The sequence below is a fragment of the Nocardia sp. FBN12 genome (assembly GCF_054031145.1).
This window is the reverse complement of record NZ_CM132926.1, coordinates 998504-1024558: the sequence shown is the minus strand read 5'-3', so window position 1 is coordinate 1024558 and position 26055 is coordinate 998504. Positions and strand designations below refer to the sequence as shown.

Annotated in this window: 25 protein-coding genes, 2 rRNA genes, 1 pseudogene and 1 riboswitch; of the genes and pseudogenes, 7 read left to right on the top strand and 21 right to left on the bottom strand. The window is 66.2% G+C overall.

Annotated features, from left to right (window positions below):
• Nucleotides 1-15 precede the first annotated feature (15 nt).
• Entirely contained in the window at nt 16-1053 is a 1038-nt protein-coding gene (gene nadA, locus ACWZHB_RS05125; RefSeq protein WP_427906767.1) for a quinolinate synthase NadA, read from the bottom strand.
• Nucleotides 1054-1131: 78 nt separating this feature from the next.
• On the opposite strand from nadA, the gene ACWZHB_RS05120 reads away from it, so the two are divergent.
• Nucleotides 1132-1848, top strand: coding sequence for an NUDIX hydrolase (locus ACWZHB_RS05120; RefSeq protein WP_427906766.1), 717 nt, complete (start codon nt 1132-1134; stop codon nt 1846-1848).
• Between the two features lie 94 nt (nt 1849-1942).
• Nucleotides 1943-2437, top strand: coding sequence for a nitroreductase/quinone reductase family protein (locus ACWZHB_RS05115; RefSeq protein WP_427906765.1), 495 nt, complete (start codon nt 1943-1945; stop codon nt 2435-2437).
• A 10-nt stretch (nt 2438-2447) separates the two neighbouring features.
• Here ACWZHB_RS05115 and ACWZHB_RS05110 read toward each other — a convergent pair whose 3' ends face one another.
• The 6 genes from ACWZHB_RS05110 to bioB all read right to left on the bottom strand — a co-directional run bounded on the left by ACWZHB_RS05110 (nt 2448) and on the right by bioB (nt 6463).
• Nucleotides 2448-2615, bottom strand: a complete 168-nt coding sequence (locus tag ACWZHB_RS05110) for a hypothetical protein (RefSeq protein ID WP_427906764.1) — start codon at nt 2613-2615, stop codon at nt 2448-2450.
• A 96-nt stretch (nt 2616-2711) separates the two neighbouring features.
• Complete coding sequence (locus tag ACWZHB_RS05105) at nt 2712-3839, bottom strand: AI-2E family transporter (protein WP_427906763.1); 1128 nt, start codon at nt 3837-3839, stop codon at nt 2712-2714.
• 61 nt (nt 3840-3900) lie between these two features.
• Nucleotides 3901-4434, bottom strand: a complete 534-nt coding sequence (locus ACWZHB_RS05100) for a DUF1353 domain-containing protein (RefSeq protein WP_427906762.1) — start codon at nt 4432-4434, stop codon at nt 3901-3903.
• 71 nt (nt 4435-4505) lie between these two features.
• Entirely contained in the window at nt 4506-5156 is a 651-nt protein-coding gene (locus tag ACWZHB_RS05095) for a DUF2567 domain-containing protein (protein ID WP_427906761.1), read from the bottom strand.
• Nucleotides 5156-5365 (bottom strand): biotin synthase auxiliary protein BsaP, encoded by a 210-nt coding sequence (bsaP, locus tag ACWZHB_RS05090; RefSeq protein ID WP_427909087.1) that lies wholly within the window; start codon nt 5363-5365, stop codon nt 5156-5158. Before bsaP ends, ACWZHB_RS05095 begins: the two co-directional genes overlap by 1 nt.
• An 84-nt stretch (nt 5366-5449) precedes the next feature.
• Nucleotides 5450-6463 (bottom strand): biotin synthase BioB, encoded by a 1014-nt coding sequence (gene bioB, locus ACWZHB_RS05085; RefSeq protein ID WP_266287331.1) that lies wholly within the window; start codon nt 6461-6463, stop codon nt 5450-5452.
• Between the two features lie 151 nt (nt 6464-6614).
• On the opposite strand from bioB, the gene ACWZHB_RS05080 reads away from it, so the two are divergent.
• Nucleotides 6615-7199 carry a TetR/AcrR family transcriptional regulator C-terminal domain-containing protein gene (locus ACWZHB_RS05080; RefSeq protein WP_427906760.1) on the top strand — a complete coding sequence of 195 codons (585 nt, stop codon included), beginning with the start codon at nt 6615-6617 and terminating at the stop codon, nt 7197-7199.
• Here the strand turns inward: ACWZHB_RS05080 and ACWZHB_RS05075 are convergent, their stop codons facing one another.
• Together ACWZHB_RS05075 and ACWZHB_RS05070 are read right to left on the bottom strand one after the other, a co-directional pair.
• A complete protein-coding gene (locus tag ACWZHB_RS05075) occupies nt 7200-8345 on the bottom strand; it encodes an alpha/beta fold hydrolase (protein ID WP_427906759.1) in 1146 nt (381 codons plus the stop codon).
• Nucleotides 8346-8427: 82 nt separating this feature from the next.
• Nucleotides 8428-8604: a helix-turn-helix domain-containing protein gene (locus tag ACWZHB_RS05070; protein WP_427906758.1), complete on the bottom strand. Its 177-nt coding sequence runs from the start codon at nt 8602-8604 to the stop codon at nt 8428-8430.
• A gap of 41 nt (nt 8605-8645) precedes the next feature.
• Here ACWZHB_RS05070 and ACWZHB_RS05065 point away from each other — a divergent pair, with 41 nt between their 5' ends.
• On the top strand, nt 8646-8903 hold the full coding sequence (locus ACWZHB_RS05065; protein ID WP_427906757.1) for a DinB family protein: 258 nt from the start codon (nt 8646-8648) through the stop codon (nt 8901-8903).
• A 55-nt stretch (nt 8904-8958) separates the two neighbouring features.
• On the opposite strand, the gene ACWZHB_RS05060 is transcribed toward ACWZHB_RS05065, so the two are convergent.
• Genes ACWZHB_RS05060 through ACWZHB_RS05040 form a run of 5 tightly spaced genes read right to left on the bottom strand, consistent with a single transcriptional unit; the run spans nt 8959 to nt 14251 of the window.
• Nucleotides 8959-10158 carry an MFS transporter gene (locus tag ACWZHB_RS05060; protein ID WP_427906756.1) on the bottom strand — a complete coding sequence of 400 codons (1200 nt, stop codon included), beginning with the start codon at nt 10156-10158 and terminating at the stop codon, nt 8959-8961.
• A gap of 55 nt (nt 10159-10213) precedes the next feature.
• The gene (locus ACWZHB_RS05055; protein ID WP_427906755.1) at nt 10214-11563 is read right to left on the bottom strand and encodes an LLM class flavin-dependent oxidoreductase; all 1350 of its coding nucleotides are present in this window, start codon (nt 11561-11563) and stop codon (nt 10214-10216) included.
• Nucleotides 11560-12324, bottom strand: coding sequence for an ABC transporter ATP-binding protein (locus ACWZHB_RS05050; RefSeq protein ID WP_427906754.1), 765 nt, complete (start codon nt 12322-12324; stop codon nt 11560-11562). Before ACWZHB_RS05050 ends, ACWZHB_RS05055 begins: the two co-directional genes overlap by 4 nt.
• Nucleotides 12300-13160 carry an ABC transporter permease gene (locus tag ACWZHB_RS05045; protein WP_427906753.1) on the bottom strand — a complete coding sequence of 287 codons (861 nt, stop codon included), beginning with the start codon at nt 13158-13160 and terminating at the stop codon, nt 12300-12302. The genes ACWZHB_RS05050 and ACWZHB_RS05045 overlap by 25 nt, the downstream gene beginning before the upstream one ends.
• Entirely contained in the window at nt 13160-14251 is a 1092-nt protein-coding gene (locus ACWZHB_RS05040; protein ID WP_427906752.1) for an ABC transporter substrate-binding protein, read from the bottom strand. The genes ACWZHB_RS05045 and ACWZHB_RS05040 overlap by 1 nt, the downstream gene beginning before the upstream one ends.
• 98 nt (nt 14252-14349) lie before the next feature.
• Nucleotides 14350-14496, top strand: a riboswitch (cobalamin riboswitch).
• A gap of 17 nt (nt 14497-14513) precedes the next feature.
• Here ACWZHB_RS05040 and ACWZHB_RS05035 point away from each other — a divergent pair.
• From ACWZHB_RS05035 to ACWZHB_RS05025, 3 genes and pseudogenes are all read left to right on the top strand, one after another.
• Nucleotides 14514-15545 carry a FecCD family ABC transporter permease gene (locus ACWZHB_RS05035; protein ID WP_427906751.1) on the top strand — a complete coding sequence of 344 codons (1032 nt, stop codon included), beginning with the start codon at nt 14514-14516 and terminating at the stop codon, nt 15543-15545.
• 266 nt (nt 15546-15811) lie between these two features.
• A pseudogene (locus tag ACWZHB_RS05030) lies at nt 15812-16519 on the top strand (ABC transporter ATP-binding protein); the annotation flags it as partial.
• A complete protein-coding gene (locus ACWZHB_RS05025; RefSeq protein WP_427909086.1) occupies nt 16519-17550 on the top strand; it encodes an ABC transporter substrate-binding protein in 1032 nt (343 codons plus the stop codon). The pseudogene ACWZHB_RS05030 and the gene ACWZHB_RS05025, both read left to right, overlap by 1 nt.
• A gap of 53 nt (nt 17551-17603) precedes the next feature.
• Here the strand turns inward: ACWZHB_RS05025 and ACWZHB_RS05020 are convergent, their stop codons facing one another.
• The 7 genes from ACWZHB_RS05020 to ACWZHB_RS04990 all read right to left on the bottom strand — a co-directional run bounded on the left by ACWZHB_RS05020 (nt 17604) and on the right by ACWZHB_RS04990 (nt 25941).
• On the bottom strand, nt 17604-18086 hold the full coding sequence (locus tag ACWZHB_RS05020; RefSeq protein WP_427906750.1) for an SRPBCC domain-containing protein: 483 nt from the start codon (nt 18084-18086) through the stop codon (nt 17604-17606).
• A gap of 36 nt (nt 18087-18122) precedes the next feature.
• Complete coding sequence (locus ACWZHB_RS05015) at nt 18123-19319, bottom strand: ROK family protein (protein WP_427906749.1); 1197 nt, start codon at nt 19317-19319, stop codon at nt 18123-18125.
• Between the two features lie 25 nt (nt 19320-19344).
• The gene (locus ACWZHB_RS05010) at nt 19345-20586 is read right to left on the bottom strand and encodes a sugar ABC transporter permease (protein WP_427906748.1); all 1242 of its coding nucleotides are present in this window, start codon (nt 20584-20586) and stop codon (nt 19345-19347) included.
• Nucleotides 20583-21347, bottom strand: coding sequence for an ATP-binding cassette domain-containing protein (locus ACWZHB_RS05005; RefSeq protein WP_427906747.1), 765 nt, complete (start codon nt 21345-21347; stop codon nt 20583-20585). The genes ACWZHB_RS05010 and ACWZHB_RS05005 overlap by 4 nt, the downstream gene beginning before the upstream one ends.
• Nucleotides 21347-22429: a sugar ABC transporter substrate-binding protein gene (locus ACWZHB_RS05000; RefSeq protein ID WP_427906746.1), complete on the bottom strand. Its 1083-nt coding sequence runs from the start codon at nt 22427-22429 to the stop codon at nt 21347-21349. Before ACWZHB_RS05000 ends, ACWZHB_RS05005 begins: the two co-directional genes overlap by 1 nt.
• A 149-nt stretch (nt 22430-22578) precedes the next feature.
• Nucleotides 22579-22695: ribosomal RNA gene (gene rrf, locus ACWZHB_RS04995) — 5S ribosomal RNA — on the bottom strand.
• Nucleotides 22696-22806: 111 nt separating this feature from the next.
• A 23S ribosomal RNA gene (locus tag ACWZHB_RS04990) occupies nt 22807-25941 on the bottom strand.
• Between the last annotated feature and the right edge of the window lie 114 nt (nt 25942-26055).

The window sequence follows — 26055 nt, the reverse complement described above, 5'->3', positions numbered from 1 at the left end:
GCCGAACGGTGCCGGTCACTCTCCACCACCGGAGTTGCCGATCGCGATCATCCGCTGCACGGAAGCGCGCCCAGCCTCGGCCATCGCCAGGTCGACGTGCACCTCGTCGGCGCCCTCGACCAAGCAGCGCAGCAGCGCGGCCGGGGTGATCATCTTCATGTACTTGCAGGACGCGCGATCGTTGACGGCCTGGAAGTCGATCCCGGGCGCCGCCTTGCGCAGCTGGTGCAGCATGCCGATCTCGGTCGCCACCAGCACCTGGTTGGAGTGCGATGCCTTCGCCGCGTCGATCATCCCGCCGGTCGACAGGATGTGCACCCGCTCGGCCGGGAACGCGCCCTCGCCGGCCAGGTACAGCGCCGAGGTGGCGCAACCGCACTCCGGGTGCACGAACAGCTCGGCATCGGGGTGCGTGCGGGCCTGCTCGGTGAGCTCGTCGCCGTTGATGCCGGCGTGCACGTGGCACTCGCCCGCCCAGATGTGCATGTTCTCGCGCCCGGTCTCCCGCTTGACGTGCGCGCCGAGGAACTGATCGGGCAGGAACAGCACTTCGCGGTCGGGGTCGATCGAGTCGACCACGTCGACGGCGTTGGAGGAGGTGCAGCAGATGTCGGTGAGTGCCTTCACCTCGGCGGTGGTGTTCACATACGACACCACCATCGCGCCGGGGTGCTCGGCCTTCCAGGCGCGCAGTTCCTCGGCGGAGATCGAGTCGGCCAGCGAGCAGCCCGCGCGCTGGTCCGGGATGAGTACGGTCTTGGCCGGGCTGAGGATCTTGGCGGTCTCGGCCATGAAGTGCACGCCGCAGAACACGATGGTGCCCTCTTCGGCCTCGGCCGCGATGCGCGACAGGGCCAGCGAGTCGCCGACGTGGTCGGCCACGTCCTGGATCTCGGGCAGCTGGTAGTTGTGCGCGAGGATGGTCGCATTGCGTTCGCGCGCCAGCCGGCGCACCTCCTGCGCCCATTCCGGCGTCGCCTCGACACCCGCGTAGCCCGTGGGTCCGTCGAAGACCGAATCCATCAGCGTCCGCTGTGCAGTCGTCGTCGCCATGGTGGCTCCCTTCATCGTGCGAGCGGCTCCATCGCCGCGATTCGCACCAAACCAGGTTTTCGACTTACAATCGAAAACGTGCCCCATAGTAACACCATCCACGAATCGCTCACCGCGGTGTTCCAGGTTCGCCGCTTCCCCTCGAGCATTTCCGCAGGTAGAGGCGCCAAGTACCCGGAGTTGGCGGTCCTGCTGTGGGAACGCGCGCTCGATCCGCAGAAGGGCACGTGGTCGCTACCCGGCGGCCGCCTGCGCGACGACGAGGACCTCGACACCTCCGCGCGGCGCCAGCTCGCCGAGAAGGTCGACGTGCGCGACCTGCACCACCTCGAGCAGTTGTCGGTGTTCAGCAATCCCGAGCGCGTCCCGGCCCCGCGCCGCATCGCCTCGGCCTACCTCGGCCTGGTCCCCCTCACCACCGAACCCAAACTCCCCTCCGACACCACCTGGCACCCGGTCTCGAACCTGCCCGACATGTCCTTCGACCACCGCACCGTCGTCGACCACGCCCGCACCCGCCTTGCCGCCAAACTCTCCTACACCAACATCGCCTACGCGCTCGCTCCCGACACCTTCACCATGTCGACCCTGCGCGAAATCTATTGCGCCGCACTCGGCTACGACGTGGATACCACCAACCTCCAACGAGTCCTCACCCGCCGCAAGGTCATAACCCCCACCGGTGCCACCGCGCCCTCCGGCCGAGCAGGCGGCCGGCCCGCGGCCCTCTATCGCTTCACCGACTCCGGCCTCCGCGTCACCGACGAGTTCGCGGCCCTACGCCCCCCGACCTGACCGGACCCAGCGGGATGCCTCTCGGCTACCGCATCACCGTGCGGACCGCGGCGGAGGACCGAAAGTTGTCGGTGGGCGGTGTCACACTGCAGGCATGGACAACAACCGAGCGGACGCGAAAGAAACCACCTCCTACGACGACCCTGACGCGCCATGGAACAAGGAGTTCTCCGAGGAGGAGATGGCAGGCTGGAACGACGGGGTCATCACGGAGTTCCGCGAGAACGAGGGAAGAGTCGGGGGCGACTATGCGGGCGCCACGTTGCTGCTGCTGACGACGACCGGCGCCAAAAGCGGTAAGCCGCACGTAGTTCCGCTGGGTGCGTTGTATCGCGGCGACGTGATGTACGTGAGCTCGTTCATGGAGGACAAGTACCCGGCCTGGTATCACAACGCCAAGGCTGATCCCCGGGTGACGATCGAGTTGGGTGGGGAAGAGTTCGCGGCGAAAGCCGACGTACTGACGGGCGAGCGATACGACGAGTTCGCGGCGTGGGCACTGGCGGAGAATTCGTTGCTGGCCGAATATCAGGCCAAGGTCGACAAGCCGTTGCCGCTGGTGGTGCTGACCCGGACGGAACCGGAATAGTCCGGCCCGTTCAGGATTCGTGGCGGCGGTCGCGGTGCTTGGGCGAGCGCCGGTAGGCGCGCCCACTCGGCACCGCGGTGGCGGCGGACGAGCTGCGCAGGGCGTGGCGGCGGCGCCAGGCGACCAGATCGGGTCGCTCGGCGGGCTGTTCAGCGGCCTGCTCGGCTGCGGTCTTCATGGTCAGGTCCTCCCCCGAAACTTCGATGTCGCCAGGATAAGGAGCTGGTACGACCACATTCCACTGGTTTTCCGGTGAACCGATCCACGCCGAGGTCTATTCCTTGTCCACCGCGGTCGCGGCAGCCTTGCCCGACTTCTGCTGCGGCGCAGTCTTTTTGTCGATCGGCGCGCCGATCAAGACATCCGCCCATCGCGTCGTCGGATCGATGTCGAGCAGCAGCGCCTTCACCAGCAAGGTCAGCGGAATCGCCAGCAGCGCCCCCAGCGCACCGATCACCCACGCCCAGAACACCAGCGACAAGAACGTGATGGTCACCCCGAGTCCCACGGCATCACCGACGAATTTGGGCTGGATGATCGACTGGATCACGAAGTTGATCACCGAATAGATCACGATCACCCAGATCATCAGCACCGGACCGCTGTCGAGTAGCGCGAGCAGCGCGGGCGGGATGACGCCGATGACGAACCCGATGTTGGGGATGTAGTTGGTGATGAACGACAGCAGCCCCCACAGAATCGGCAACGGCACACCCATCAACCACAGCGCGCCGCCGTCGATCACCGCGACGATCGCGCCGAAGACCGTCGACACGATCAGGTACTTGCGGGTCCCGGTGGCGAAGGAGGTCAGCGCGTTCGCGATGGCGGGCCGCTCCCGCGCCACGAACTCCATCCGCTTGGCCATCGTCATGCCGTCGACGGCCATGAACAGCAGCAGCGCCAGCACGAAGAACAGATTCGAGAACACCCCGAGAACCCCACCGAGCAGCATCTCGATGGCGCCCACCGCCTTACCGACGTCCACGCCATCGAGGACACTGTGGATCTGCTCGGTGCTGACGCCCAGGTCCGACAGCCACCCCCGCGCGTTGTCGAGCAGCGAGTTCAGCTTGTCCGCGTATTCCGGCAGCAGTGAGGCCAACTGCACCGCCGACAGCGCGAGCGCACCACCGATGCCGACGATGATCGCCACCACCGCGGCGAGCGCCACCGCCATCCCCGCCCACGCGGGCCATCCGCGCCGCTGTGCCCAGCTCTGCAACGGCTCCACCGCGACGGTGAGCATGAGCGCGAGGAAGACCGGCCCGACGATCCCGGAGAACGCTTTCAACCCGGCGATGGTGACGACGGCGGCGGCCAGCGACAGCAACACGATCAGGCCGCGGGGAATCGACCACTCGGCGGGCGGTGCTGCGGCGTCGGTGCTCGGCTCGGACATGCGCCGAACGCTAGCCACGCGAAAACGCCGCCACCTCCCCCGTTCCGGGTGAGATCCGCGCTCAGGCGGTCTTCATCTGCGGCTTCGGTGGTGGCGCCGCGGTGCGGCGGGCGATCCGTCCGGTCGCCCAGAAACCCAGTTCGACCACCCAGAAGACCAGCAGCGCGGCAGTCACCACCACAACAGGCACCGCGAGGAAGACCACCGAGGGCACCGCGATCAGCAACCAGCCGAGCACATCGACCGCGCGAGCCCCACGCAACCTGCTGCCGAGGCGCACCGCCGCCCACATCATCCAGCGCCGCGGCACCGATACCCCGGCCTCGTGCAGGCTGCGCCGGAATATCCCGTCCGCGTCGGCGGGCCCGACTTCGCCTGTGCGGCACAGATAGTCGTGCAGGATCGCGGCCCGGGTGTAGGCGCCGTAGCGGGGAATCAGCCACACCAGCGCGCGCGGCACCGACGCGAAGTCGGTGCGGAATCCGCTGGGGACGGTGAAGGTTTCGACCGCGCCCTGATAGGTCAGCGGTTCGGTGAGCCGCCAGAATCTCGCGTCGAGTTCCTCGACGACCGGACCACCACCGATGAATCCCACGACCGTTCCTCTCGCATCGCAAGCAAGTACCTACCTGCTGTTATGCGAAAATGGTATCGCGCTATGGGCACTCAGCCGCGGGGTTGCGAACTCGGATCGAAATCGCCGCTCGGCCGATACTGTTCGGCGCCGTACGGCAGCCGGTATTCGTCGGCGTCGTCGGCGAAGTCGGCTGGGCGCAAGTCACCGAGCAGCCCGGCGGCGCCGGTATTGAGATCGGCGGCCGGGTGCAACGCGGCGAGGAACAACAGCACCAGGGCAGCGAGAAACGGTTGCACCAGCAGGGCGAGATCGGTGCCGACTTCCGCGGGCAGCGCGACGATCTGACCGATCGCCGGGTCGTCGGGGCGCGGATGACGCACGCCCGCAACCCCTTCGCCGATCCACATCATCAGCACCGCGCCGAGCCCGGAGGCGAGCAGCACGCCGAGCACCAGCGCGGGTCCCCGCGCGACCCGCACCCGCCAGGCACCGACCGCGCTCAACACCGCGACCACCGCGCCGATGCACAGGAACATCCCGACCGCGTCGAACAGGTGCATGCTCTCGCCGGTGAGTACCGCGGCGCGACCGGGCTGGGTCACCCGCAACCGCTCGGTCGGCGCCAGCAGACCCCAGACCACGCCGGCCGCCGCACTCGCCACCAGCACCACGGCCATGACGACGCCGACGCCGACGACCTCGCGCCGCAATACCTCCGGACGCTCCCCGCGGCCGAGCACTACCGGCGTTCCAACCGCGCCGATTCGATGACACCGTGCCGCGAGCACTTGGCCCACCAGCCGTCGGGGCTGATCTGCACGATCATCCGGCGCCCGCAGTGTTCGCAGAATCGCGGCGGTTCGAGACCGAGCGTGGCCGACGCGGGCATCGCGTCGTCGATTCCGGGCACGATCCGCTTACCCGTGAACGGGTTGTAGCGCTCATCCAATGCGGTTACCGCCTCCGTGAAGTGCGACTCGGCGGTCGTGTCATCCCTGCCGACCTGGGTCGATACTCGATCGTACACAGCGATTTACAGTGTTTCGTTGAACGCCTTGATCGGCATGCTCAGCTCGCCGAGCAGATCCAGATCGGACTCGGCGGGACGGCCGAGGGTGGTGAGGTAGTTGCCGACGATGACGGCGTTGATCCCGCCGAGCATGCCCTGCTTGGCGCCCAGGTCGCCGAGGGTGATCTCGCGACCACCGGCGAAGCGCAGGATGGTGCGCGGCATCGCGAGCCGGAAGGTGGCGATCGCGCGCAGCGCGTCGGCGGCGGGCAGTACCTCGAGGTCACCGAACGGGGTGCCCGGACGCGGGTTGAGGAAGTTCAGCGGAACCTCGTCGGGGCTCAGCGCGGCCAGCTGCGTGGCGAACTCCGCGCGCTGCTCGATGCTCTCGCCCATGCCGAGGATGCCGCCGCAGCACACCTCCATGCCGGCTTCACGCACCATCCGCAGCGTCTCGAAGCGCTCCTCGTAGGAGTGGGTGGTGACGACCTTGGGGAAGTGCGACTTGGCGGTCTCGAGATTGTGGTTGTAGCGGTGCACGCCCATGGCGGCGAGCTGGTCGACCTGCTCCTGGTTGAGCATGCCGAGCGAGCAGGCGACCTGGATGTCGACCTCGTTGCGAATGGCCTCGACACCCGCGGCGACCTGCGCCATCAGGCGCTCGTCGGGCCCGCGCACGGCGGCGACGATGCAGAACTCCGTGGCGCCGGTCTTGGCGGTCTGCTTGGCCGCCTCGACCAGGCTGGGGATGTCGAGCCAGGCCGCGCGCACCGGCGACTGGAACAGGCCCGACTGCGAGCAGAAGTGGCAGTCCTCGGGGCAACCGCCGGTCTTGAGGCTGATGATGCCCTCGACCTCGACCTCCGGGCCGCACCACTTCATCCGCACGTCGTGGGCGAGCTCGAGCAGCGCTTCCAGGCGGTCGTCGCCGAGGCGCAGCACCTCGACGGCCTGCTGCTCGGTGAGGCCCTCGCCGCGCTCGAGCACCTGCTCACGGGCGATGGCCAGAATATCGGTCTGGACGGGTGCCTGTGTCACGACGTGATGTCCCTTCGACGGGGGTATGCGCACGAGCCGTGGGCGTGATCCACCCGGCGTGGCCGTGCAACTTGAACGGTGTTCAGGATAGGGTAGCGGCTACGAGTGAGTCACGACACTCGGGTCGGAAATTCACCACGAAAGGACGCGCGTGCAACTGCGGAAGACGGATGTGGTCGATGCCGCCGTCGCGATTCTCGACCAGTACGGGCTCGCCGACCTGACGATGCGCCGCCTCGCGGGCTCGCTGCAGGTACAGCCGGGGGCGCTGTACTGGCACGTCAAGGACAAGCAGACCCTGCTGGGCGCGGTGGCCGACCGGATTCTCGCCCCGATGGACGAGCCGATCACCGCCACCGAGTGGCCCTCCCAGCTCACCGAGTTGGCGCATCGGCTGCGCGACTGCCTGCTCGCCTTCCGCGACGGCGCCGAACTGGTGTCGGCTACCTATGCCTCGCGGCTGACCACGAGCAAGGCGCGGGAACGCCTGGCCGGCATCGTCATTCGCGCCGGAATGACCAGGGAGGAAGCCGATCTCACGGCCTACACCCTGCTCTACTACGTGCTCGGCCAGACCGTCGACGAGCAGTCGCGCATGCAGATGGACTCCGTCGGCGCGCTCGGCGAGGACAACACGCCCTTGCTCGAAACCCCCGATCCCACCGCCCGATTCGACTTCGGCTTGCAGCTGTTCATCGCGGGCGTGCGCACCATTCTCGGTACCCGCGTGCGTTGATCAGGGCGGATCGTGGCGATTGGCTTCCTGGAAGCGGCGCACGAACGGCAGCACCTGCGATTCGATGACCTCGTTGTATTCGCCGGGTCGCTGAATCGGATTCGCGTGTTCGATCTGACCCGGCCGCACTACCGACAGTGTGCCGTCGACGCCACCGGCGTGTTCGATCAGCACGTCGTGGGAATAGGCCACGTCCACCACGCCGTCGCGGGCGGCGTCGCGGGGGCGGATGAACACGATGGCCGGGTTTCGCTTGTCCGGATTCGGCCGGCCGAGCGCCCGGAGATCCGCGGTGCCGCCGCCCGCGACGATCGCCAGGAACTGCGACTCGATCAACCCGTTACTGGCCGCATCTCGCGAGAAGATCTTGTCGCGCAACACCTCCGACGCCGCCGCGCCCATCGCGCGATAGTCGATGTCGTAGAACAGCCCGTCGCGCTGCGCGAAACGTTCACGCCGCACCGACATCTCGACCGCGAAGCGCAGCAGCCTGCTCTCTCTGGCACCCGGCAACCAGCCCAGCCATCGCACCAGATCGGCACCACGACTACGACTTTCGGGTCGCACCGCATCCAGGTCCATCGGTGTGCAATCCAGCACAACGGCCACCAAGCGCCGATCGCTACCGAGGTGGATGTGCCGCGCCACTTCGAGCGCGATGATCCCGCCCATGCTGTGCCCGACCAGCACGATATTGCGCACATTGCCGTACTTGGCGGCCCGCACGATCATCTCGGCGATGACCTTGGTGTCGATACCCGCGTTGTCGTAGCGCACGGCCCACACCACCCCCAGCCGACTCAGCGCGGGCAATGCCTTGGCGGTCGGCACCGCGTTGACTCCCCCGAGCCCGACCATATCGACGACCGCCGTATCCCAATCCCGGGAATCCGCAGGCAGATTCGCAGGCAGCAACTCCGGCGTGGTCTGCGCCAGCCGCTCGCGCTCGGGAACCACATCATGCACCCAGTACTGCCCGAACACGATCATCGCGACCAGCAGCACCCCGCCGATGCGCAGCGCCGCCAACCTCGTCCGGCGCCAGCGGCACCACGCGTGACCCAGCCGGGTTTCGCGCAACCGTTCCCGCCGACGCGCATCGTCGAAGTCCGCGACGGTGGACGGATGCCGATCGAATGACGACATAACTCCACTGTAGGGGCGGCTGTCAGCCCGTGCCGGTCACCATCCGGCCATCTGAAACGGCAGCCTCCGCCCGCGCGAGCCGTTACCCCTGCTCGTAGCGCTGCGCGTACCGGGTCGGCGGTTCCCCGAAAATCGTGCGGAAGTCGCGACTCAGATGGGCCTGGTCGGCATAGCCCAACGCGGCGGCAAGCGCGGCCCAGTCGATCTCCACTCCGTCGGCGAGACGCTCGGTGACCTCGTGCAGCCGGTAGCGCCGCACCACCCACTTCGGCCCGGGGCGTCACCCGAATGGGCGGCCCGATGGAGCTGCCCGCGTCCTTGGTCGGCGGCATGGTTGTCGGAGAGCTGACCGTGCACGGCTGGGATCTCGCCCGCGCCCTCGACACCACCCTGTACTGGGACGATGACCTGCTGCGCTACGTCCACAACGAAGTGATGGCCACCGCCGACCAAGGCCGTGCGATGGGTATCTACGGACCCGAGATCCCGGTCGCGCCCGGTGCGCCCCTCCTCGACCGAATCCTGAGTCTCACCGGCCGCGATCCCGCGTGGCGATAGGCCACTACATCACCGCAGGCCCAGGTCGTGCGCCGAAACGCTCTGGGCCAGAGTCTCATTCATCGCTGACCATTCGTGGCTGCACTCGCCCGGGGAACCAGCGGTAGATCGCGACGGTGCCGAGGCCGACGCCGACAGCGAGCAGGGCCCCGGCGGCGGCCAAGCCCGCGACGGCGCCCACCAGGCCGACAGCGACCGGACCTGCGAACATTCCCACGTCGTGGGTCAGGCGCCAGGCGCCGAGGAATTCCGCGCGGCGGTCCTCCGGTGCGGCGAAAGCGCCGACGGTCATGATGAGGCCGTTGCTCAGCCCGTTGGCCAGGCCGAGCAGCATGGTCGCCGCGCCCATGGTGAGCGCGGAGTGGGTGAAGGGCAGGGCCGCGTAACCGGCGGCGAAGCAGATGCCGCAGGCGATGCCGGTCACCCGGCTGCCCGCGCGGTCCAACCACACCCCGGCCGGGTACGACATGAGGACGTCGACCGCGCCGGCCAGGCCGAACAGCAGACTGGTGGTCGCGGCGTCGATACCGAGATGGGCCGCCCACAGCGGCAACAGTGCCGTGCGCGATGCCCGCGCCGCGCCGACCGCTACCGCGGCGAGCCCGAGCGTGCTCAGCGCCCTGCGGTTTTCGGACAGCACCGTGTGCAGTGGCCGCAGCGTCGACGGATCGTCGAGGTCACCGGAACGGATCGCCACCATCGCCGCCGACGCCGCCACCGTGGTGACCAACTGCAACCACAGCGCACCGACCGGCCCGAGCCCGTGCACCAGTGCCGCACCGAAAAACGGCCCGCAGAAGAAGCCGAGCCGGTGCGCACCGGCCAGCGTCGACATCGCCCGCCCACGCTGTTCCGGCGCCACCACCGACACCAGATACGTCTGCCGTGCCAACCCCCACACCGCGCCCGCCGCCCCGTTGAGCAGCAGGCCAAGCGCGAGTACTCCGAGATTCGGCGCGAAGATCGCCGCGAGCACCCCGACCGTGCCGAGCACACTGCCGACCCCGATCGCCGCCCGCTCGCCGATCCGGGCGACGATCCGGCCCGCGGGAAGATCGGCGAGCACCATCCCGAGCCCACCGAGCGCCACGATCAGCCCGGCCGTGCCCGCCGACGCCCCGAGATCCAGTGCGCGCAAGGCGTACATGGGTGCGGCGGCACCGGTTCCGGTGCCGTACAACGCCATCGGCGCGAACACCGGCCAGACGAGCGAACGCAGGCGCAGCGGCTCGGCGTCCAGCGCGGCCGCGCTCATCGCGCCCTGCCGCGGCTACCTCGACCAGGGCAACAACTTCCGTCGGAATCAGGGCTCATCCGACAGCGGCGGGCGTCTGCGCGAACTGACTGCGCGGTCGAGCGAGTCCGAAGTGGTCGCGCAGCGTGGTCCCGGTGTATTCGGTGCGGAACAGCCCGCGCTCCTGCAGGATCGGCACCACCGTTTCGGCGAAGACCTCGAGTCCACCGGGGTAGTACGGCGGCATCACGTTGAAGCCATCCGCCGCACCCTGTGTGAACCACTCCTCGATGGTGTCAGCCACCTGCTCGGGCGTTCCCGCGAACACCCGGTGCCCGCGCGCACCCGCCAGCCGGTGCAGTAGCCCTCGCAGCGTTGGCCGTTCCCGCTCGACGATCCCCGCGACGACCTGCAATCTGCTCTGCGCGTTGTCGGTGACATCGCCCGCCCCCGCGAACACTTCCACGGGTACCGGCTCGTCGAGCACGAGACCACGCAGCGAGGTTCCGGTGATCGATTCGAGCTGCTTGATTCCGTATGCCGGCACTGTCAGTTCGTTGAACTCGCGTTCCAGACGCAGTGCGGCGGCCTCGGTGCCGGCGATGAACGGGCTGATCCCCGGCAGGATCTTCACCTCGTCGGCGCTGCGTCCGAACTCGGCTGCCTTGGACTTGATATCGGCATAGAACGACTGCGCGTCCGAAAGTCGTTGGTGGGCGGTGAATATGGCCTCCGCGTACTTGCCGGCGAAGGCGCGCCCCTCGTTCGATGCGCCCGCCTGCACCAGCACGGGACGGCCCTGTGGTGTTCGGGCCGAGTTGAACGGTCCACGCACACTGAGATGTTCGCCGACGAAGTCGATCGGGTGGATCTTGTCCGGGTCGGCGTAGATACCGGCGGCACGATCGAGCACGATCGCGTCGTCCTCCCAGCTGTCCCACAGCCCGACCACAGCGTCGACGAATTCCCGTGCGCGGGCATAGCGTTCGGCGTGATCAGGGTGGCGTTCGAGTCCGAAATTCGCCGCGGCCAGATCGGTTCCGGTGGTGACGATGTTCCAGCCCGCACGTCCACCGGAGATGTGGTCGAGCGAGGAGAACAGCCGCGCCAGATTGTAAGGCTCGTAATAGGTGGTCGAGGCGGTCGCGATCAGGCCCAGATGTGTTGTCGCCGCGGCGATCGCGGTGAGCAGAGTGATCGGCTCGAGGCCGGGCGCGGCATTGTGCCGCACGTCGGTGCGCAGGGCGGGTCCGTCGGCGAAGAACACCGCGTCGAGCTTCGCCGCCTCCGCGGTCCGCCCGATCTCCTGGTAGTAGGCGACGTCGTAGATGCGGTCGGGCCTGCTGTCGGGATGCCGCCAGGCGGCCTCGTGGTGCCCGGACGGGTAGATGAACGCGTTGAGACTCAGTTGACGCGGTGCACTCATGACGCCTGCTTCACCTTCTCGAATTCTGTGGTGTCGACACCGAGTCCGGCCAGCAGCGTCTCGCGCAACCGCACGAACTCCGGGTGCGCGTGCCTGCGCGGGCGTGGGGTTTCGATCCGCTGATCGATCGTGATCCGGCCCTCGTCGAGAACCAGCACCCGATCGGCAAGCAACACAGCCTCGTCCACATCGTGGGTCACCAGCAGCACGGCGGGTCGATACCGCTCGCACAGCGCCTGCAACAGGGCATGCATCCGGATCCTGGTCAGCGCGTCGAGCGCGCCGAACGGCTCGTCGGCCAGCAGTAGTTCCGGTGCGCGCACCAGCGACCTGGCCAACGCCACCCGCTGCTGTTCACCTCCGGAAAGCTCACGCGGCCAAGCCTTCTCGCGCCCCGCCAGTCCCACTTCGGCCAGCGCCGACCGCCCCCGTTGCCCGGCATCACGCCCGGTCAACCCGAGCACCACATTGTCGAGCACCCGCGCCCACGGCAGCAGCCGCGAGTCCTGGAACACCACCGCGCGCTGCGCAGGCACCGTCAGCTCGCCCGAACCGGGTACCTCGGAATCGAGTTCGGCGAGCGCTCGCAGCAGCGTGCTCTTCCCGGAGCCGCTGCGCCCGAGCAACGCTACGAACTCACCGCGCCGGATCTCGATATCGATGCCGTTCAACACGATTCGCCTGCCGAAGCCGCGCGTCAGCGCGCGGGTACCTACGACGACCCGCTCGTCGGAGCTCAGTCGCCCAGTGTCTGTCGCCATGCCAGCACCTTTCGTTCCGTTGCCCGCACGGCGAGGTCGCCGAACAGTCCGAGTAGCCCGTAGATCACCAGGCCGACGACGATCACATCGATCTGCCCGTAGGTGCGCGCCTGCGTCATCAGGTAGCCGATGCCGCTGGTCGCGTTGACCTGTTCGACCACCACCAGCGCCAACCAGGAGATGGTCACCGCCAGCCGTAACCCCAGGAAGAAGCCGGGCAGCGACCCCGGCAGCGCGATCCGCCGCAGAAACCCCCACCGCGAAAGGCCCACCGTCTCAGCGAGTTCCACATAGCGCGCGTCCACGCTGCGCAGGTAGGCGTGGGTGTTGATGTAGATCGGGATGAGCACGCTGGTGGTGATCACGATCAGCTTCATCTGCTCGCCGATCCCGAACCAGACGATGAACAGCGGGATCAGCGCCAGCGTCGGGATCGCCCGCTTGATCTGCACCGGACCGTCGACTACCGCTTCGCCGATCCGGCTCAGCCCAGCGATCAGCGCGAGCACCACGCCGATCGCCACACCGAGGACCAGGCCGATCACGGCTCGCTGCAACGAGGTCAGCAGGTTGGACTGCAACCGGCCGTCGGCGATCAGGTCTGCGGCGGTCTGCGCGACCGTCCACGGTGCGGGCAGCGTCTCCGGGTCGATGGCGCCGATCGCGGAGCCGATCACCCAGGTGCCGATGAGCAGCGCCGGACCGAGGGCGAAACCGAACGGGATCGGTTTGCCTGGTCCCAGCCTGCGTCTGCCCCGCCCACGCGGCGCGAGCGCCTCGACCGGCACGGCGCTCGTCCTGATCCGGCGCAGGACGCCGACGTCGAGGGTGGCCATCAGCTCGCCGCCGGCGCGAACGCCGCCCCGCTGGCCGTGACGGCCTCGGTGACCGCGGCGTCGAAGCGCAGGTCGAACCCGTCGGCGGCCTTGATCTTCTTCGGCAGCTCACCCACGGCGTCGATCGCGTCGATGGTGGCCTGCTGCCGGGCGATCAGCTGCTGGTCCAGGTGCGGGAAGGTGTAGGTGCCCAGCGATTCGACGATCCGCTCGGCGTCGTCGGCACTGACCTTCTGGCTCTCGATGTAGTACCGGCTCGCCCATTCCTCGCGATGAGTGTTGGTCCACTGCCAGGCCCGCACGAACGCACCGACCAGGGCGCGAGTCGCGGCGGCCTTCGCCGGATCCTGGACCACCGCCCGGCGCGCGTACACGTACGCGAGGCCGCTGTAGATGCCCGTGGTCTCCGAATCCGGGATCAGCGAGGCGCCCTGGGTGCGCAGGAACCGGGTCACGTTGGGTTCGATCAGCGGCGCCACATCGACCTGACCGGTGCGCACCGCGTCGGGGAACTCGGCCAGCTGCAGCCGGACCAGTTCCACCTCGGTGGGCTTCAGACCCGCCTTGGTGAGCGCCTTCAGCACCGACGCCTGCTGGGCGGTGCCCTCGGCGTACGCGATCTTCCTGCCCTTCAGATCCGCGAGCTTCGCGATCGAACGTCCGGGTGCGACAGCGAGTTTCATCGCCTGCGGGTTGGTTTGATAGGAGCCGATGATCGGTACGTCCTGGCCCGCGGCCAGCGCGTGGATCGGCGGAACATCACCCACCTGACCCACATCGGCCGCGCCCGCCCGGAACGCCTCGAGGATGGCCGGGCCACCGACGAAGTTCGCGAACTCGATCTTGAACGGCAGCTTGTCCAGCTCACCGGACAGCCGCAGCGCCGATTGCAGGCGTTCCTGCTGATCGGCGACGACGAGCGTGGTCCCCGGCGGCACCTCGGTCGGTAGCGGTTCGTCGGGGGTACCGACCGGCGCGTCATTGCCCTGCGCGCAGCCGGTGAGGCCGAGCGTCGCAACGGTTGCCACCGCGAGGAGTGCGGCGGTGGCGCGGCCACGCAGGCCGGTTCGAGAGGTATTCGGTCGGTACATACACCGAATTCAAGCAACCGCGCCCGCCGCCGAACACCTTTAGCTTTCCGGTGATTCGAAGGGCCGGATTCGTTCACCCGTACCCACCCAGCCACGTGGCACCGCGTGCCGCGTACAGTCGCGTTGTCCTCCCCGGCGGGTGCGGGAATCCGGTGTAATTCCGGGACGGTCGCGCCACTGTGATCGCCTCACGGCGAAAGTCAGACCTCCCTCGCCGGGACACCCTCTGAAAGGGCCGCGCCTTGCCTGTGGAGAATTCGCGATGATCCGTGCTCGGATCTCGCTCGCGTTACCCCTGCTCGGGGCCCTGTTACTGGTGGCCATGATCGGCGCGACCGGCTTCGGTGCGGAGATCGTGCCCGTCGCCGCGGTCCTCGACACCCTCACCGCCCGGCTCAGCGGCACGACACCCACCGACCTCGGCATCGACACCATCGTCTGGCAGCTCCGAGTGCCACGCACCCTGCTGGCAGCGGTCGTCGGTGCCGGGCTGGCGCTGGCCGGCGCGGCGATGCAGACATTGGTGCGCAACCCGCTGGCGGATCCGTTCCTGCTCGGTGTCTCCTCCGGTGCGGGAGTCGGCGCGGCCGCCGTCATCACCTCCGGCCTGTTCGCCGGTGCGGGCATCTGGGCACTGTCGGGCGGTGCGCTGCTCGGCGCGCTCGGCGCCGCGACCCTGGTATTCCTGATCGCGTTCGCCCAGGGCGGTCTCACACCGTTGCGGCTAATTCTCACCGGCACTGTGCTCGGTTCGGCGTTCGCCGGGTTCAGCAGCTTCCTGGTGTTTCGCAGCACCGATCCCGCGGCGGCCGAGTCGGTGCTGTTCTGGCTGCTCGGCAGTCTCGCCGGTGCTGATTGGACGACTCTGGCCCTGCCGTTCACGGTCGTGGTGGCGTGCGGCGCGATCCTGATGGCGATGGCGGGCTGGCTGGACGCGCTCACCCTCGGCGCGGATACCGCGTCGTCGGTCGGAGTTCCGGTGCGGCACCTACGCATCGGCCTGTTCGTGCTGCTCGCGGTGCTCGTCGGGGTGCTCGTCGCGGTGTCGGGCGGCATCGGTTTCGTCGGGCTGGTCGTCCCGCACGCCGCGCGGATGATCGTCGGCCCACGCCACCGCGACCTGCTGCCCACCTGCGCGCTCGGCGGTGCGTTGTTCCTGGTCGTCGCCGATGCCGCCACCCGAGTACTGGTGCGCCCCACCGAGATACCCGTCGGCGTCCTCACCGGCCTCATCGGCGCACCCATCTTCCTCTTGCTGATGGGCCGACGCCGCTACCAATTCGGCACGTCATGAGCCGCTATCAGCGGGTCTTCAGCCGACGAGCAACGAGCCCCGACAACGCACCACACGCTCTCGCACAGCACGAAACCACCTACGACCTCGGCAGGCCTTCGCCTGGCGGCGTTGCGGCCGGCAGCGATTCGCGAGCCGAGGAGGCGGGCTCGCTCGATTCGCGCGGCCGGGCCGAAGGGTCGCGCACGGCGGAGGGAGCAGGCGAAATGCGAGCCGCCGCGCTCACCTGCGCGATCGGGCGGCGGAATATCGTTGTCGGCGCTGATTTTTCGATCAAGTCCGGCGAGACCGTCGGCATCGTCGGGCCCAACGGCAGCGGCAAGTCGACGTTGTTGCGGGTGCTGGCCGGTGTCAACAGACCGGCACACGGCCAGGTGCTCGTGGACGGCCAGGACCTGCACGCTCTCCGGCCCCGGCACCGTGCCGCGACGGTGGCGTTGGTGTCGCAGGACGAGAGTCCGCCCGCCGACATGCTCGTCGGCGAAGTGGTCGCCCTCGGGTTGACGCCCTACCTGCCGCCGTGGGGTCTGGGCGCCCCGCGCGAACAGCGACGGGTGGCACAGGCTCTGGGATCGGTCGATATGCCCGGTTTCGCGGGCCGACAGGTGCAGCACCTGTCGGGCGGCGAGCGGCAACGGGTACTACTCGCCCGGGCCCTGCTCCAAGACACCCCCGTCCTGCTCCTCGACGAACCGACGAACCACCTCGACGTCACCCATCAGCTGGAGCTGCTCGCCCTGATGCGAAACCTGAACCGCACCGTCGTCGCGGCCCTGCACGATCTGTCACTGGCCGATCGCTACTGCGATCGGATCATCGTGCTGCACAACGGTTCCACCCGACCACCCGCACCACCGGGCGAGGCGCTGACCCCCGATGTCGTCGCCCAGGTCTTCGGTGTCGATGCCGCGCGCGTCCAGCATCCGACGACCGGCGAACACCACCTGCTGATCACCCCGCGAGAGGCGCGATGATGAACAACCACGGCCGAATCCTGGCCACCACTGCCATGGCCGCCATTCTGACGGCCTGCACCGGCACCGCCACGCAGTCCGCCACGACGGTCCCGATCAGCAACTGCGGCAAGCAATCCCAGTTTCCCGCCCCCGCGCAGCGCCTGTTCGTCAATGACGGGAATCTCGTCTCGATGGTGCTCGCCCTCGGTGCGCAGGACCAGGTCGCCGCGGTCTCGAGCATTCAGCGCGACGCCGATACGCTGCGCGCGCACTACGGCGCCGACATCGTCGACGGCCTGAAATCTGTTGCACCCGAATACCCCTCACGCGAGACCGTGCTCGCCCAACGCCCGGACGTCATGGTCGCCGGCTGGAGCTACGGCTACGACGAGGCGAGCAACCTGACCCCAGCGGCGCTGCAGAAAGACGGCATCGCCGCCTATGTCCTCACCGAGAGCTGTCGTCAACTCGACGGCGCGGCCGCACGCGGCACCGTCGAGCCGTGGACCGCGTTGCGCACCGACCTCACCGACCTCGGCACGATCACCGGACACCCCGACCGCGCCGCCGAGGTCACCGCCGACCTCGACCGCAGGCTCGCCGCCCTGACCGCCGCACCGAAGCCGGCGAAACCCCCGACCGTGTTCCTGTTCGACAGCGGCACCGACACCATCTTCTCCAGCGGAAGATTCGGTGCGCCGCAGGCGATCCTCGAAGCCGCGGGTGCCCGCAACATCCTCGATGATGTCGACGACACCTGGACCAAGGTCTCCTGGGAGCGTCTCGCGGCCGCGGACCCGGACGCGATCATGTTCGTCGACTACCCCGGCCAGAGTTACGCGCAGAAGGTCGACCTGCTGCGTGCCAAGCCGGGCATCAACGGTCTACGCGCGGTCCGCGACAGCCGGTTCTTCAACCTGCCCTACGCGCTGTGGACCAGCGGACCGCTCAATATCGATGCGGCAGAACAGATCCGCAAGCAGCTCGAAACGTGGAATCTGGTCCCCGGCTCGCAGATCACGCCCCGCGCCGACGACGCCGTACGTTGAAACCCTCGGTGCGGGCAGTGCGCTGACCAGCGCGATCAGCGCACCGGCGGCACTCAGCCGATGGTCCCCCGCTCGGCGAGCGCCACCAGTTTCGTGAGCGCCAGCTGCCAGCCGATCTCGTTCTCGACGGGACCGAGCCCGGCCGGTACCCCTTCATGCAGTACCTCGAGGTGCGTGCCGCCGTCAGCGTCGGTCAGAGTGAAGGTGACGGTCTGGGCCCCGGTCATGTCCGGCTTCTCCGTGACGAATTCCAGCACCTCGACCACCTGCTCATCCGCGATCAACGAGCGAAATGTCCCGAAATAGGCATCGTGCTGCTGCCGGACAGTCCCCGCGTCGTGCTGCCCCGTGTCGGTGGGATCGTCGTAGGTGAGGGTGATCGAGAACGATCCGCCCTCCACCGGCTCGAAGCGATGTACCTCGACAGCTATCCCGTCGGGCATCATCCAGGCAGCCACCGCGTCGCCGTCCACCAGTAGCTGGTAGACGGCCGAACGAGGAGCGTTGATCTGCGTACCGATCCTGGTCGTCGCCATGACTTTCACGATAGCCGCCCGGCCGATGCCGACCGGTCAACCACCGGAGCTACGCGCCAATGTCTGCAGAGGGTCGGTCAGCACATCGGCGAACGCCAGCTCAGCGGCCCCGATCAGCGGCGCGTCGTCAGCCAGCGCCGAGGTCCGTAGCCGGACCCGTTCGCGCACCGCGAGCAGTCCGTTCACGGCCAGCCTGCTCCGGACCTGGGCGGCGGAGCCCAGATAGATCTCGCGCAGCACGCCACCGAACACGACCATTGTCGGGTTGAAGATGTTGACCAGGTTGGCCACCCCGTAGCCGAGCCAGTCACCGACCTGGTGCAGCGCGTCGCGGGCGGTCGCGTCACCGCGGCTCGCCGCGTCCACGATCGCCTCGACCGCGGCCCGACCGGTGAGGTCAGCACGTCCCGCCGCGGCGATCAACGCCAGCTCGCCCGCCTCGGCTTCGAGGCAACCGCGCGAACCGCATCGGCACGCCCGCCCACCCGGGTTGACGATCATGTGCCCGACCTCACCGCCGTAGCCGCCCTCACCGCCGAGCAACTCGCCACCCATGATGACGCCACCACCGATGCCGACTTCACCGTGCAGGTAGATCAGATCCGACACCCCCACCCCGACACCGCGCTCGCGCTCGGCGACCGCACCCAGGTTGGCGTTGTTGCCGACGACGACCCGAACCCCCAGCCGCTGCGACAGTTTCGCGCCGACCGGCACATCCACCCAGCCGATGTTCGGCCCGTACCGCACGACACCGTCGCCCTCGCGCACCATCCCGCAGAACGCGAGACCGACACCCACGCAGACACTGTCGTGCGCCGCCGTGCCGATCATCGTCTCCGCCATCACGGCGAGCGATTCGATCACTTCATCGGGATCGAATGCCGTACTGTCGCGCGGAGTTTCGCGCTGGTCGAGAATCACACCGCCCAGACCGACCCGCGCCACCGCGAGCCGGTCCGCACCGACATCCAACGCGAGCACATACACCCGCTCCGACTCCGGCCGCACCACCAGCGACGGCCGTCCGGCCTTGCCGGTCTGGCGTGGCAGTTCCTCACTCACCAGCCCGGCAGCGGCGAGGTCGGCGGTCAGCGCCAGAATGGTGCTGCGGTTCAGGCCCATTCGCTCGGCCAGCTCCGCCCGCGAGACCGGGCCACTCAGATGGACGTGGCGCAGCAGCACGGCGAGATTGCGTGTTCGGATCTCGTCCGGGGCGGGTGCAGCCCTCATTCGGCCCAGCCTTCCCGGTCGATGGTCAACTTCCTGGCAGCGAACGCTTGCGGGACAGCGCGTCCACCCCCGCCGCGAGCAGCAGAACGAATCCTGTCACAACGAATTTCGTGCCCGCGCTGTAGCCCATCAGCCCCATCCCGTTGTTGATCACCGCGACCACCGCCGCACCGAGCACCGCGTCCAGCATCCGGCCGCGACCACCGAACAGGCTGGTGCCACCGATCACCGCCGCACCGACCGCGGTGAGCAGCACGTCGGAACCACCGGTGTTCGGATCGACCGAGTTGGCCCGCGAGGCCGCGATCAACCCGCCGACGGCGGCCATGGTCGAGCACAGCACGAAGGCACTGATCTTGATCCGATCGACCGGAATGCCCGCGCGCCGAGCCGCTTCCACGCTCCCACCGACCGCGTAGACATGCCTACCGAACGAGGTGCGATCGAGCACGAACGTCCACAGCAACAACAGCGCGATGATGATCGGCACCACGATCGGCATGCCCTGCAGCGAGTTGACCTCCGGGTTGCGACTGCGCTCGTCATTGAGCACCAGCACCGCGATCCCCGCGACGAGCGCGACAGTCGCTATCCGCAACGCGACCACCGGTGCCGTCTCGCCGGTCAGCCCGAGGGTGGTGCGCGCCCGCAACTTTCGGTACTGCACGAACGAGAACCCGGCGAGCAGCACCAGATACATCACCCAGCCGAGCAGTGGCGGCACGTTCTTGTTCGCGATCGCCAGGATCGTCTCGTCGTGGATGGAGATATTGCGGCCGTTGTCCATGATCTTCAGCGCCACACCCTGCAGCGCCAGGAACGCGGCCAATGTCACCACGAACGACGGGACCCCGACCTTCACCACGATCGCCCCGATAGTCAGCCCGATCACCACGCCGGCGAGCAGTGACACGAGAACCGCTGCGTACCAGGGCCATCCCTTGTCGGTGAGCAACACCGCGAGTACCGCGGCACACACACCACTGGTGAAGCCGGCCGACAGGTCGATCTCACCGAGCAGCAGCACGAAGATCAAACCCATCGCGATCACCGCGATGGCGGCGCCCTGGGTGAGCAGGTTCGCGATATTGCCCTGCGTCATGAACACCGGTCGTGCGATCCAGAACACGACCGACAGCACGACCAGCGCGATGACCGAGGGCAATGCACCCATATTGCCGCTGCGAACCCGCGCGACGTAACCGGTGACCAATTCAGTCACCGGCGCGGCGGGCTCGGCGGCCTTGTCCGTGACAACCGTGCTCATGCCTGCACTCCGATTCCGAGGCTCCCGCTACGGCCGGAGGTGATCAGTTCGACGACTTGCGAATGGGTCACATCCGCGGTCCGTACCTGGGCCGCCATCCGGCCCAGGTACAGCGCCGCGATGCGATCCGAGACCGCGAAGACATCGTTCATGTTGTGCGAGATCAGCACCACCGCAAGACCTTTGTCGGCCAGGCGGCGCACCAGTTCGAGCACCTGCTGAGTCTGGGCGACACCGAGCGCCGCGGTCGGCTCGTCCAGAATCACCACCTTGCTGTTCCACAGCACGGCCTTGGCGATGGCGACGGTCTGGCGTTGTCCACCCGACAGGCTCGCCACCTTCTGCCGCACGGACTTCACCGTCCGCACCGACAGCCCGGCCAGGGTCGCGCCCGCCAGTTCCTCCATGCCGTATTCGTCGAGCACGATGCCGTGCTTCTTCTCGCGGCCGAGGAACATGTTCTGCACGATGTCGAGGTTGTCGCAGAGCGCGAGATCCTGATACACGATCTCGACCCCCAGCTCCGCCGCGTCCCTCGGGTTGCCGATCTGCACCGGCTTTCCGTCGAACAGCACCTCGCCCGCATCGATCGCATGCGTGCCGCCGATGCATTTGACCAGGGTGGACTTGCCCGCGCCGTTGTCGCCGACCAGCGCCGTCACCTCACCGCTGAAGGCGGAGAAGTCGATATCGTGCAGGACGTGAACCGGGCCGAAGCTCTTCTCCACTCCGCGTAGTTCGATGAGCGGGGTGTCGGCCATCAGCGGACGCCGTTATCCGCGCAGAGCTTGGCGAATTCACCGGTGCACAGCTCGGCCTTGTCGACGAATCCGTCCGCGACGACGTCGTTCACAGTGTTCTTGAAGATCGCCTTCGGCTCGAGCAGCACCGCGGGCACCTTGGTCTTCGCCTCGGGGTCGTCGACGGTGCTCGGCGCCTCGCCCTGCTCACCGTTGGCCAGCGCGATCGCGAGCTTCGCACCGGCGGCGGCCTCGAGCTTGATCGCCTTGTACACGGTCATGCACTGATCGCCGGCGAGCACGTTCTGCAGGCCCTGCACCGTCGCGTCCTGACCCGTCACCGGGATCTGCCCGTTCAGCTTCTGCTTCTTCAGCACCGCGATGGCGGCGTTGGCCAGACCGTCGTTGGCCGCGACGGTACCGCCGAGGTTCGGCGTCCCGGTGAGCATCTGCTCGAAGATGGTGCCCGCCTTGGTGTTATCCCATTCCGGGACGGCCTGATCCGGGCCCTTCACGTACTCACCCGCGTCGAACTTCGGCTTCAGCGCGCCGTCGTAGCCGCTCTTGAACAGCGCCGCGTTGTTGTCGGTCGGGCCGCCGTTGAGGTAGGCGACGACCGGTTTCGCCGCCCGCTTGTCGGCCAGGCACTTCGCGAGGCCGTCGCCCATCAGCTGTCCGACCTTCACATTGTCGAACGACACGTAGTACGGCGCGCCGCCGCCGAGGGTCAGCCGGTCGTAGTCGATCACCGTCACACCCTGGGCCTTGGCCTTCTGGATGACCGCCTTGCCGGTGCCGCTGTCGAGGTTGGTGATCATCAGCACCGAGGCGCCATTGGTGATCATCTGATCGGCGATCGTCTGGAAGGCGTTCTTGTCGCCCTGGGCATTCTGGATGTCGGCCTTGATCCCCGCGGCGTCGAACGCCTGCTGGAGATACTTGCGATCGGCCGTCTCCCACCTCGCCGAGGTCTTGCTGTCGGGCAGGATGACGCCGATCTTGGCGCCGGCTCCCGAAGAGGTCGTAGTGTCGTCGCCGCAGGCGGTGACCGAGGTGAGAAGTGCGATCGAGACGGCCGCGATGCCGAAGATCCCCTGACGCATGAGCGTGGGCCTTTCGTGGAACCACCGCCTGGTGGGCGGTCGAGCTGGAGCGAATGTTGTTCTCGACAACATACTCCAGAGTGACGCGGCCCACTACGGAAACGCAAAAAGGCCCTCCAACCGAAGTTGGAGGGCCTTTCGCAATGATGTTCCGGCAGTGTCCTACTCTCCCACACCCTGTCGAGTGCAGTACCATCGGCGCAGGTGGCCTTAGCTTCCGGGTTCGGAATGGGACCGGGCGTTTCCCCACCGCTATAACTACCGTAACTCTATGAAACTAGACAGCGCTCCCCACACAACAACCCCAAAAAAGGTCTGTGTGAGTGTGCTGCAGTGTCTGTTGTTTCAGAAACCGCACAGTGGACGCGTAACACCTTTGTAGTAAGCCCTCGGCCTATTAGTACCAGTCACCTACACCAGTTACCTGGCTTCCAATTCTGGCCTATCAACCCCATGGTCTGTAGGGGGCCTTAACCCATCAAGTGGGAGAGAAACCTCATCTTGGAACAGGCTTCCCGCTTAGATGCTTTCAGCGGTTATCCCTTCCGAACGTAGCCAACCAGCAGTGCTCCTGGCGGAACAACTGGCACACCAGAGGTTCGTCCGTCCCGGTCCTCTCGTACTAGGGACAGCCTTCCTCAAGTTTCTTACGCGCGCGGCGGATAGAGACCGAACTGTCTCACGACGTTCTAAACCCAGCTCGCGTGCCGCTTTAATGGGCGAACAGCCCAACCCTTGGGACCTACTCCAGCCCCAGGATGCGACGAGCCGACATCGAGGTGCCAAACCATCCCGTCGATATGGACTCTTGGGGAAGATCAGCCTGTTATCCCCGGGGTACCTTTTATCCGTTGAGCGACACCGCTTCCACTTGCCGGTGCCGGATCACTAGTCCCGACTTTCGTCCCTGCTCGACCTGTCAGTCTCACAGTCAAGCTCCCTTGTGCACTTGCACTCAACACCTGATTGCCAACCAGGCTGAGGGAACCTTTGGGCGCCTCCGTTACATTTTGGGAGGCAACCGCCCCAGTTAAACTACCCACCAGGCACTGTCCCTGAACCAGATCATGGTCCGAGGTTAGAAGTCCAATACGATCAGAGTGGTATTTCAACGACGACTCCCACAACACTAGCGTGCCGCTTTCACAGTCTCCCACCTATCCTACACAAACCGTACCGAACACCAATACCAAGCTATAGTGAAGGTCCCGGGGTCTTTTCGTCCTGCCGCGCGTAACGAGCATCTTTACTCGTAATGCAATTTCGCCGAGTCTGTGGTTGAGACAGCAGAGAAGTCGTTACGCCATTCGTGCAGGTCGGAACTTACCCGACAAGGAATTTCGCTACCTTAGGATGGTTATAGTTACCACCGCCGTTTACCGGGGCTTAAATTCTCAGCTTCGCGGACAAAGTCCGCTAACCGGTCCTCTTAACCTTCCGGCACCGGGCAGGCGTCAGTCCGTATACATCGTCTTACGACTTCGCACGGACCTGTGTTTTTAGTAAACAGTCGCTTCTCTCTGGTCTCTGCGACCTTCCCCAGCTCTGAGTGCAAGACTCGTCACCAGGGCAGGTCCCCCTTCTCCCGAAGTTACGGGGGCATTTTGCCGAGTTCCTTAACCACAGTTCTCTCGATCGCCTTAGTATTCTCTACCTGACCACCTGTGTCGGTTTGGGGTACGGGCCGTGTACCAGCTCGCTAGAGGCTTTTCTCGGCAGCATAGGATCACTGAATTCCCCTCAACGGGTACGCATCACGTCTCAGGATATGTGTGTGACGGATTTGCCTATCACACTCCCTACACGCTTACACCAGGTATTCCATCACCTGGCCCAGCTACCTTCCTGCGTCACCCCATCGCTTACCTACTACAACCGGGGTCCTGTGCAGCAATCATCCCTCTCACCCGAAGGCTCGATAAGACAACATTTGGACAGTTAGCACAACTGATTCAGCATTGGGCGCGGATACACGGGTACGGGAATATCAACCCGTTGTCCATCGACTACGCCTGTCGGCCTCGCCTTAGGTCCCGACTCACCCTGGGCGGATTAACCTGGCCCAGGAACCCTTGGTCATTCGGCGGACGAGTTTCTCACTCGTCTTTCGCTACTCATGCCTGCATTCTCACTCCCGTGGCCTCCACAGCTAGTTCACACTGCTGCTTCCACGGCCACAGGACGCTCCCCTACCCATCCACACACCTGGCCCTGCACGAATGCAGGACGGGTTATTGTGTGAATGCCGCGGCTTCGGCGGTGTACTTGAGCCCCGCTACATTGTCGGCGCAGGATCACTTGACCAGTGAGCTATTACGCACTCTTTCAAGGGTGGCTGCTTCTAAGCCAACCTCCTGGTTGTCTAAGCGACCCCACATCCTTTTCCACTTAGTACACGCTTAGGGGCCTTAGCCGGCGATCTGGGCTGTTTCCCTCTCGACTACGAAGCTTATCCCCCGCAGTCTCACTGCCACGCTCTCACACACCGGCATTCGGAGTTTGGCTGACTTCGGTAAGCTTGTAGGCCCCCTAGGCCATCCAGTAGCTCTACCTCCGATGTGAAACACGTGACGCTGCACCTAAATGCATTTCGGGGAGAACCAGCTATCACGGAGTTTGATTGGCCTTTCACCCCTACCCACAGCTCATCCCCTCAGTTTTCAACCTAAGTGGGTTCGGGCCTCCACGACGTCTTACCGTCGCTTCACCCTGGCCATGGGTAGATCACTCCGCTTCGGGTCCATAATGTGCGACTGAATTTCGCCCTATTCAGACTCGCTTTCGCTACGGCTACCCCTCAACGGGTTAACCTCGCCACACACCGATGACTCGCAGGCTCATTCTTCAAAAGGCACGCCATCACCCCACACACTCGAAAGTGGAGGGCTTTGACGGATTGTAAGCGCACGGTTTCAGGTACTATTTCACTCCCCTCCCGGGGTACTTTTCACCTTTCCCTCACGGTACTAGTCCGCTATCGGTCACCAGGGAGTATTCAGGCTTACCGGGTGGTCCCGGCAGATTCACAGCAGATTTCACGGGCCCGCTGCTACTCGGGAGACATCCACAACAGCCAAGAAGTTTTCGTTTACCGGACTATCACCGTCTATGGCAGGCCGTTCCAGACCACTTCAACTAACAACTTGGTTTCTTACTGTTGCTCGACTCGGCAGAGTCGAGAAGAATGTTCCCACTACCCCAACCAGACAACGACTGCCGTCTATCACATCTGATTGGTTTAGCCTCATCCGCTTTCGCTCGCCACTACTCACGGAATCACTGTTGTTTTCTCTTCCTGTGGGTACTGAGATGTTTCACTTCCCCACGTTCCCTCCACACACCCTATATATTCAGATGCGGGTAACACGACATCACTCGTGCTGGGTTTCCCCATTCGGAAATCCTCGGATCTCAGCTCGGTTGACAGCTCCCCGAGGCTTATCGCAGCCTCCTACGTCCTTCATCGGCTCCTGGTGCCAAGGCATCCACCGTACGCTCTTAAACACTTACTAACAAAGATGCTCGCGTCCACTGTGCAGTTCTCAAACAACACACCCACTCGCAACCATGTTCCGGGACTGACTCGACCCGAAGGCCGGCAGTATCTCGAAGATCCGAGCGGATCG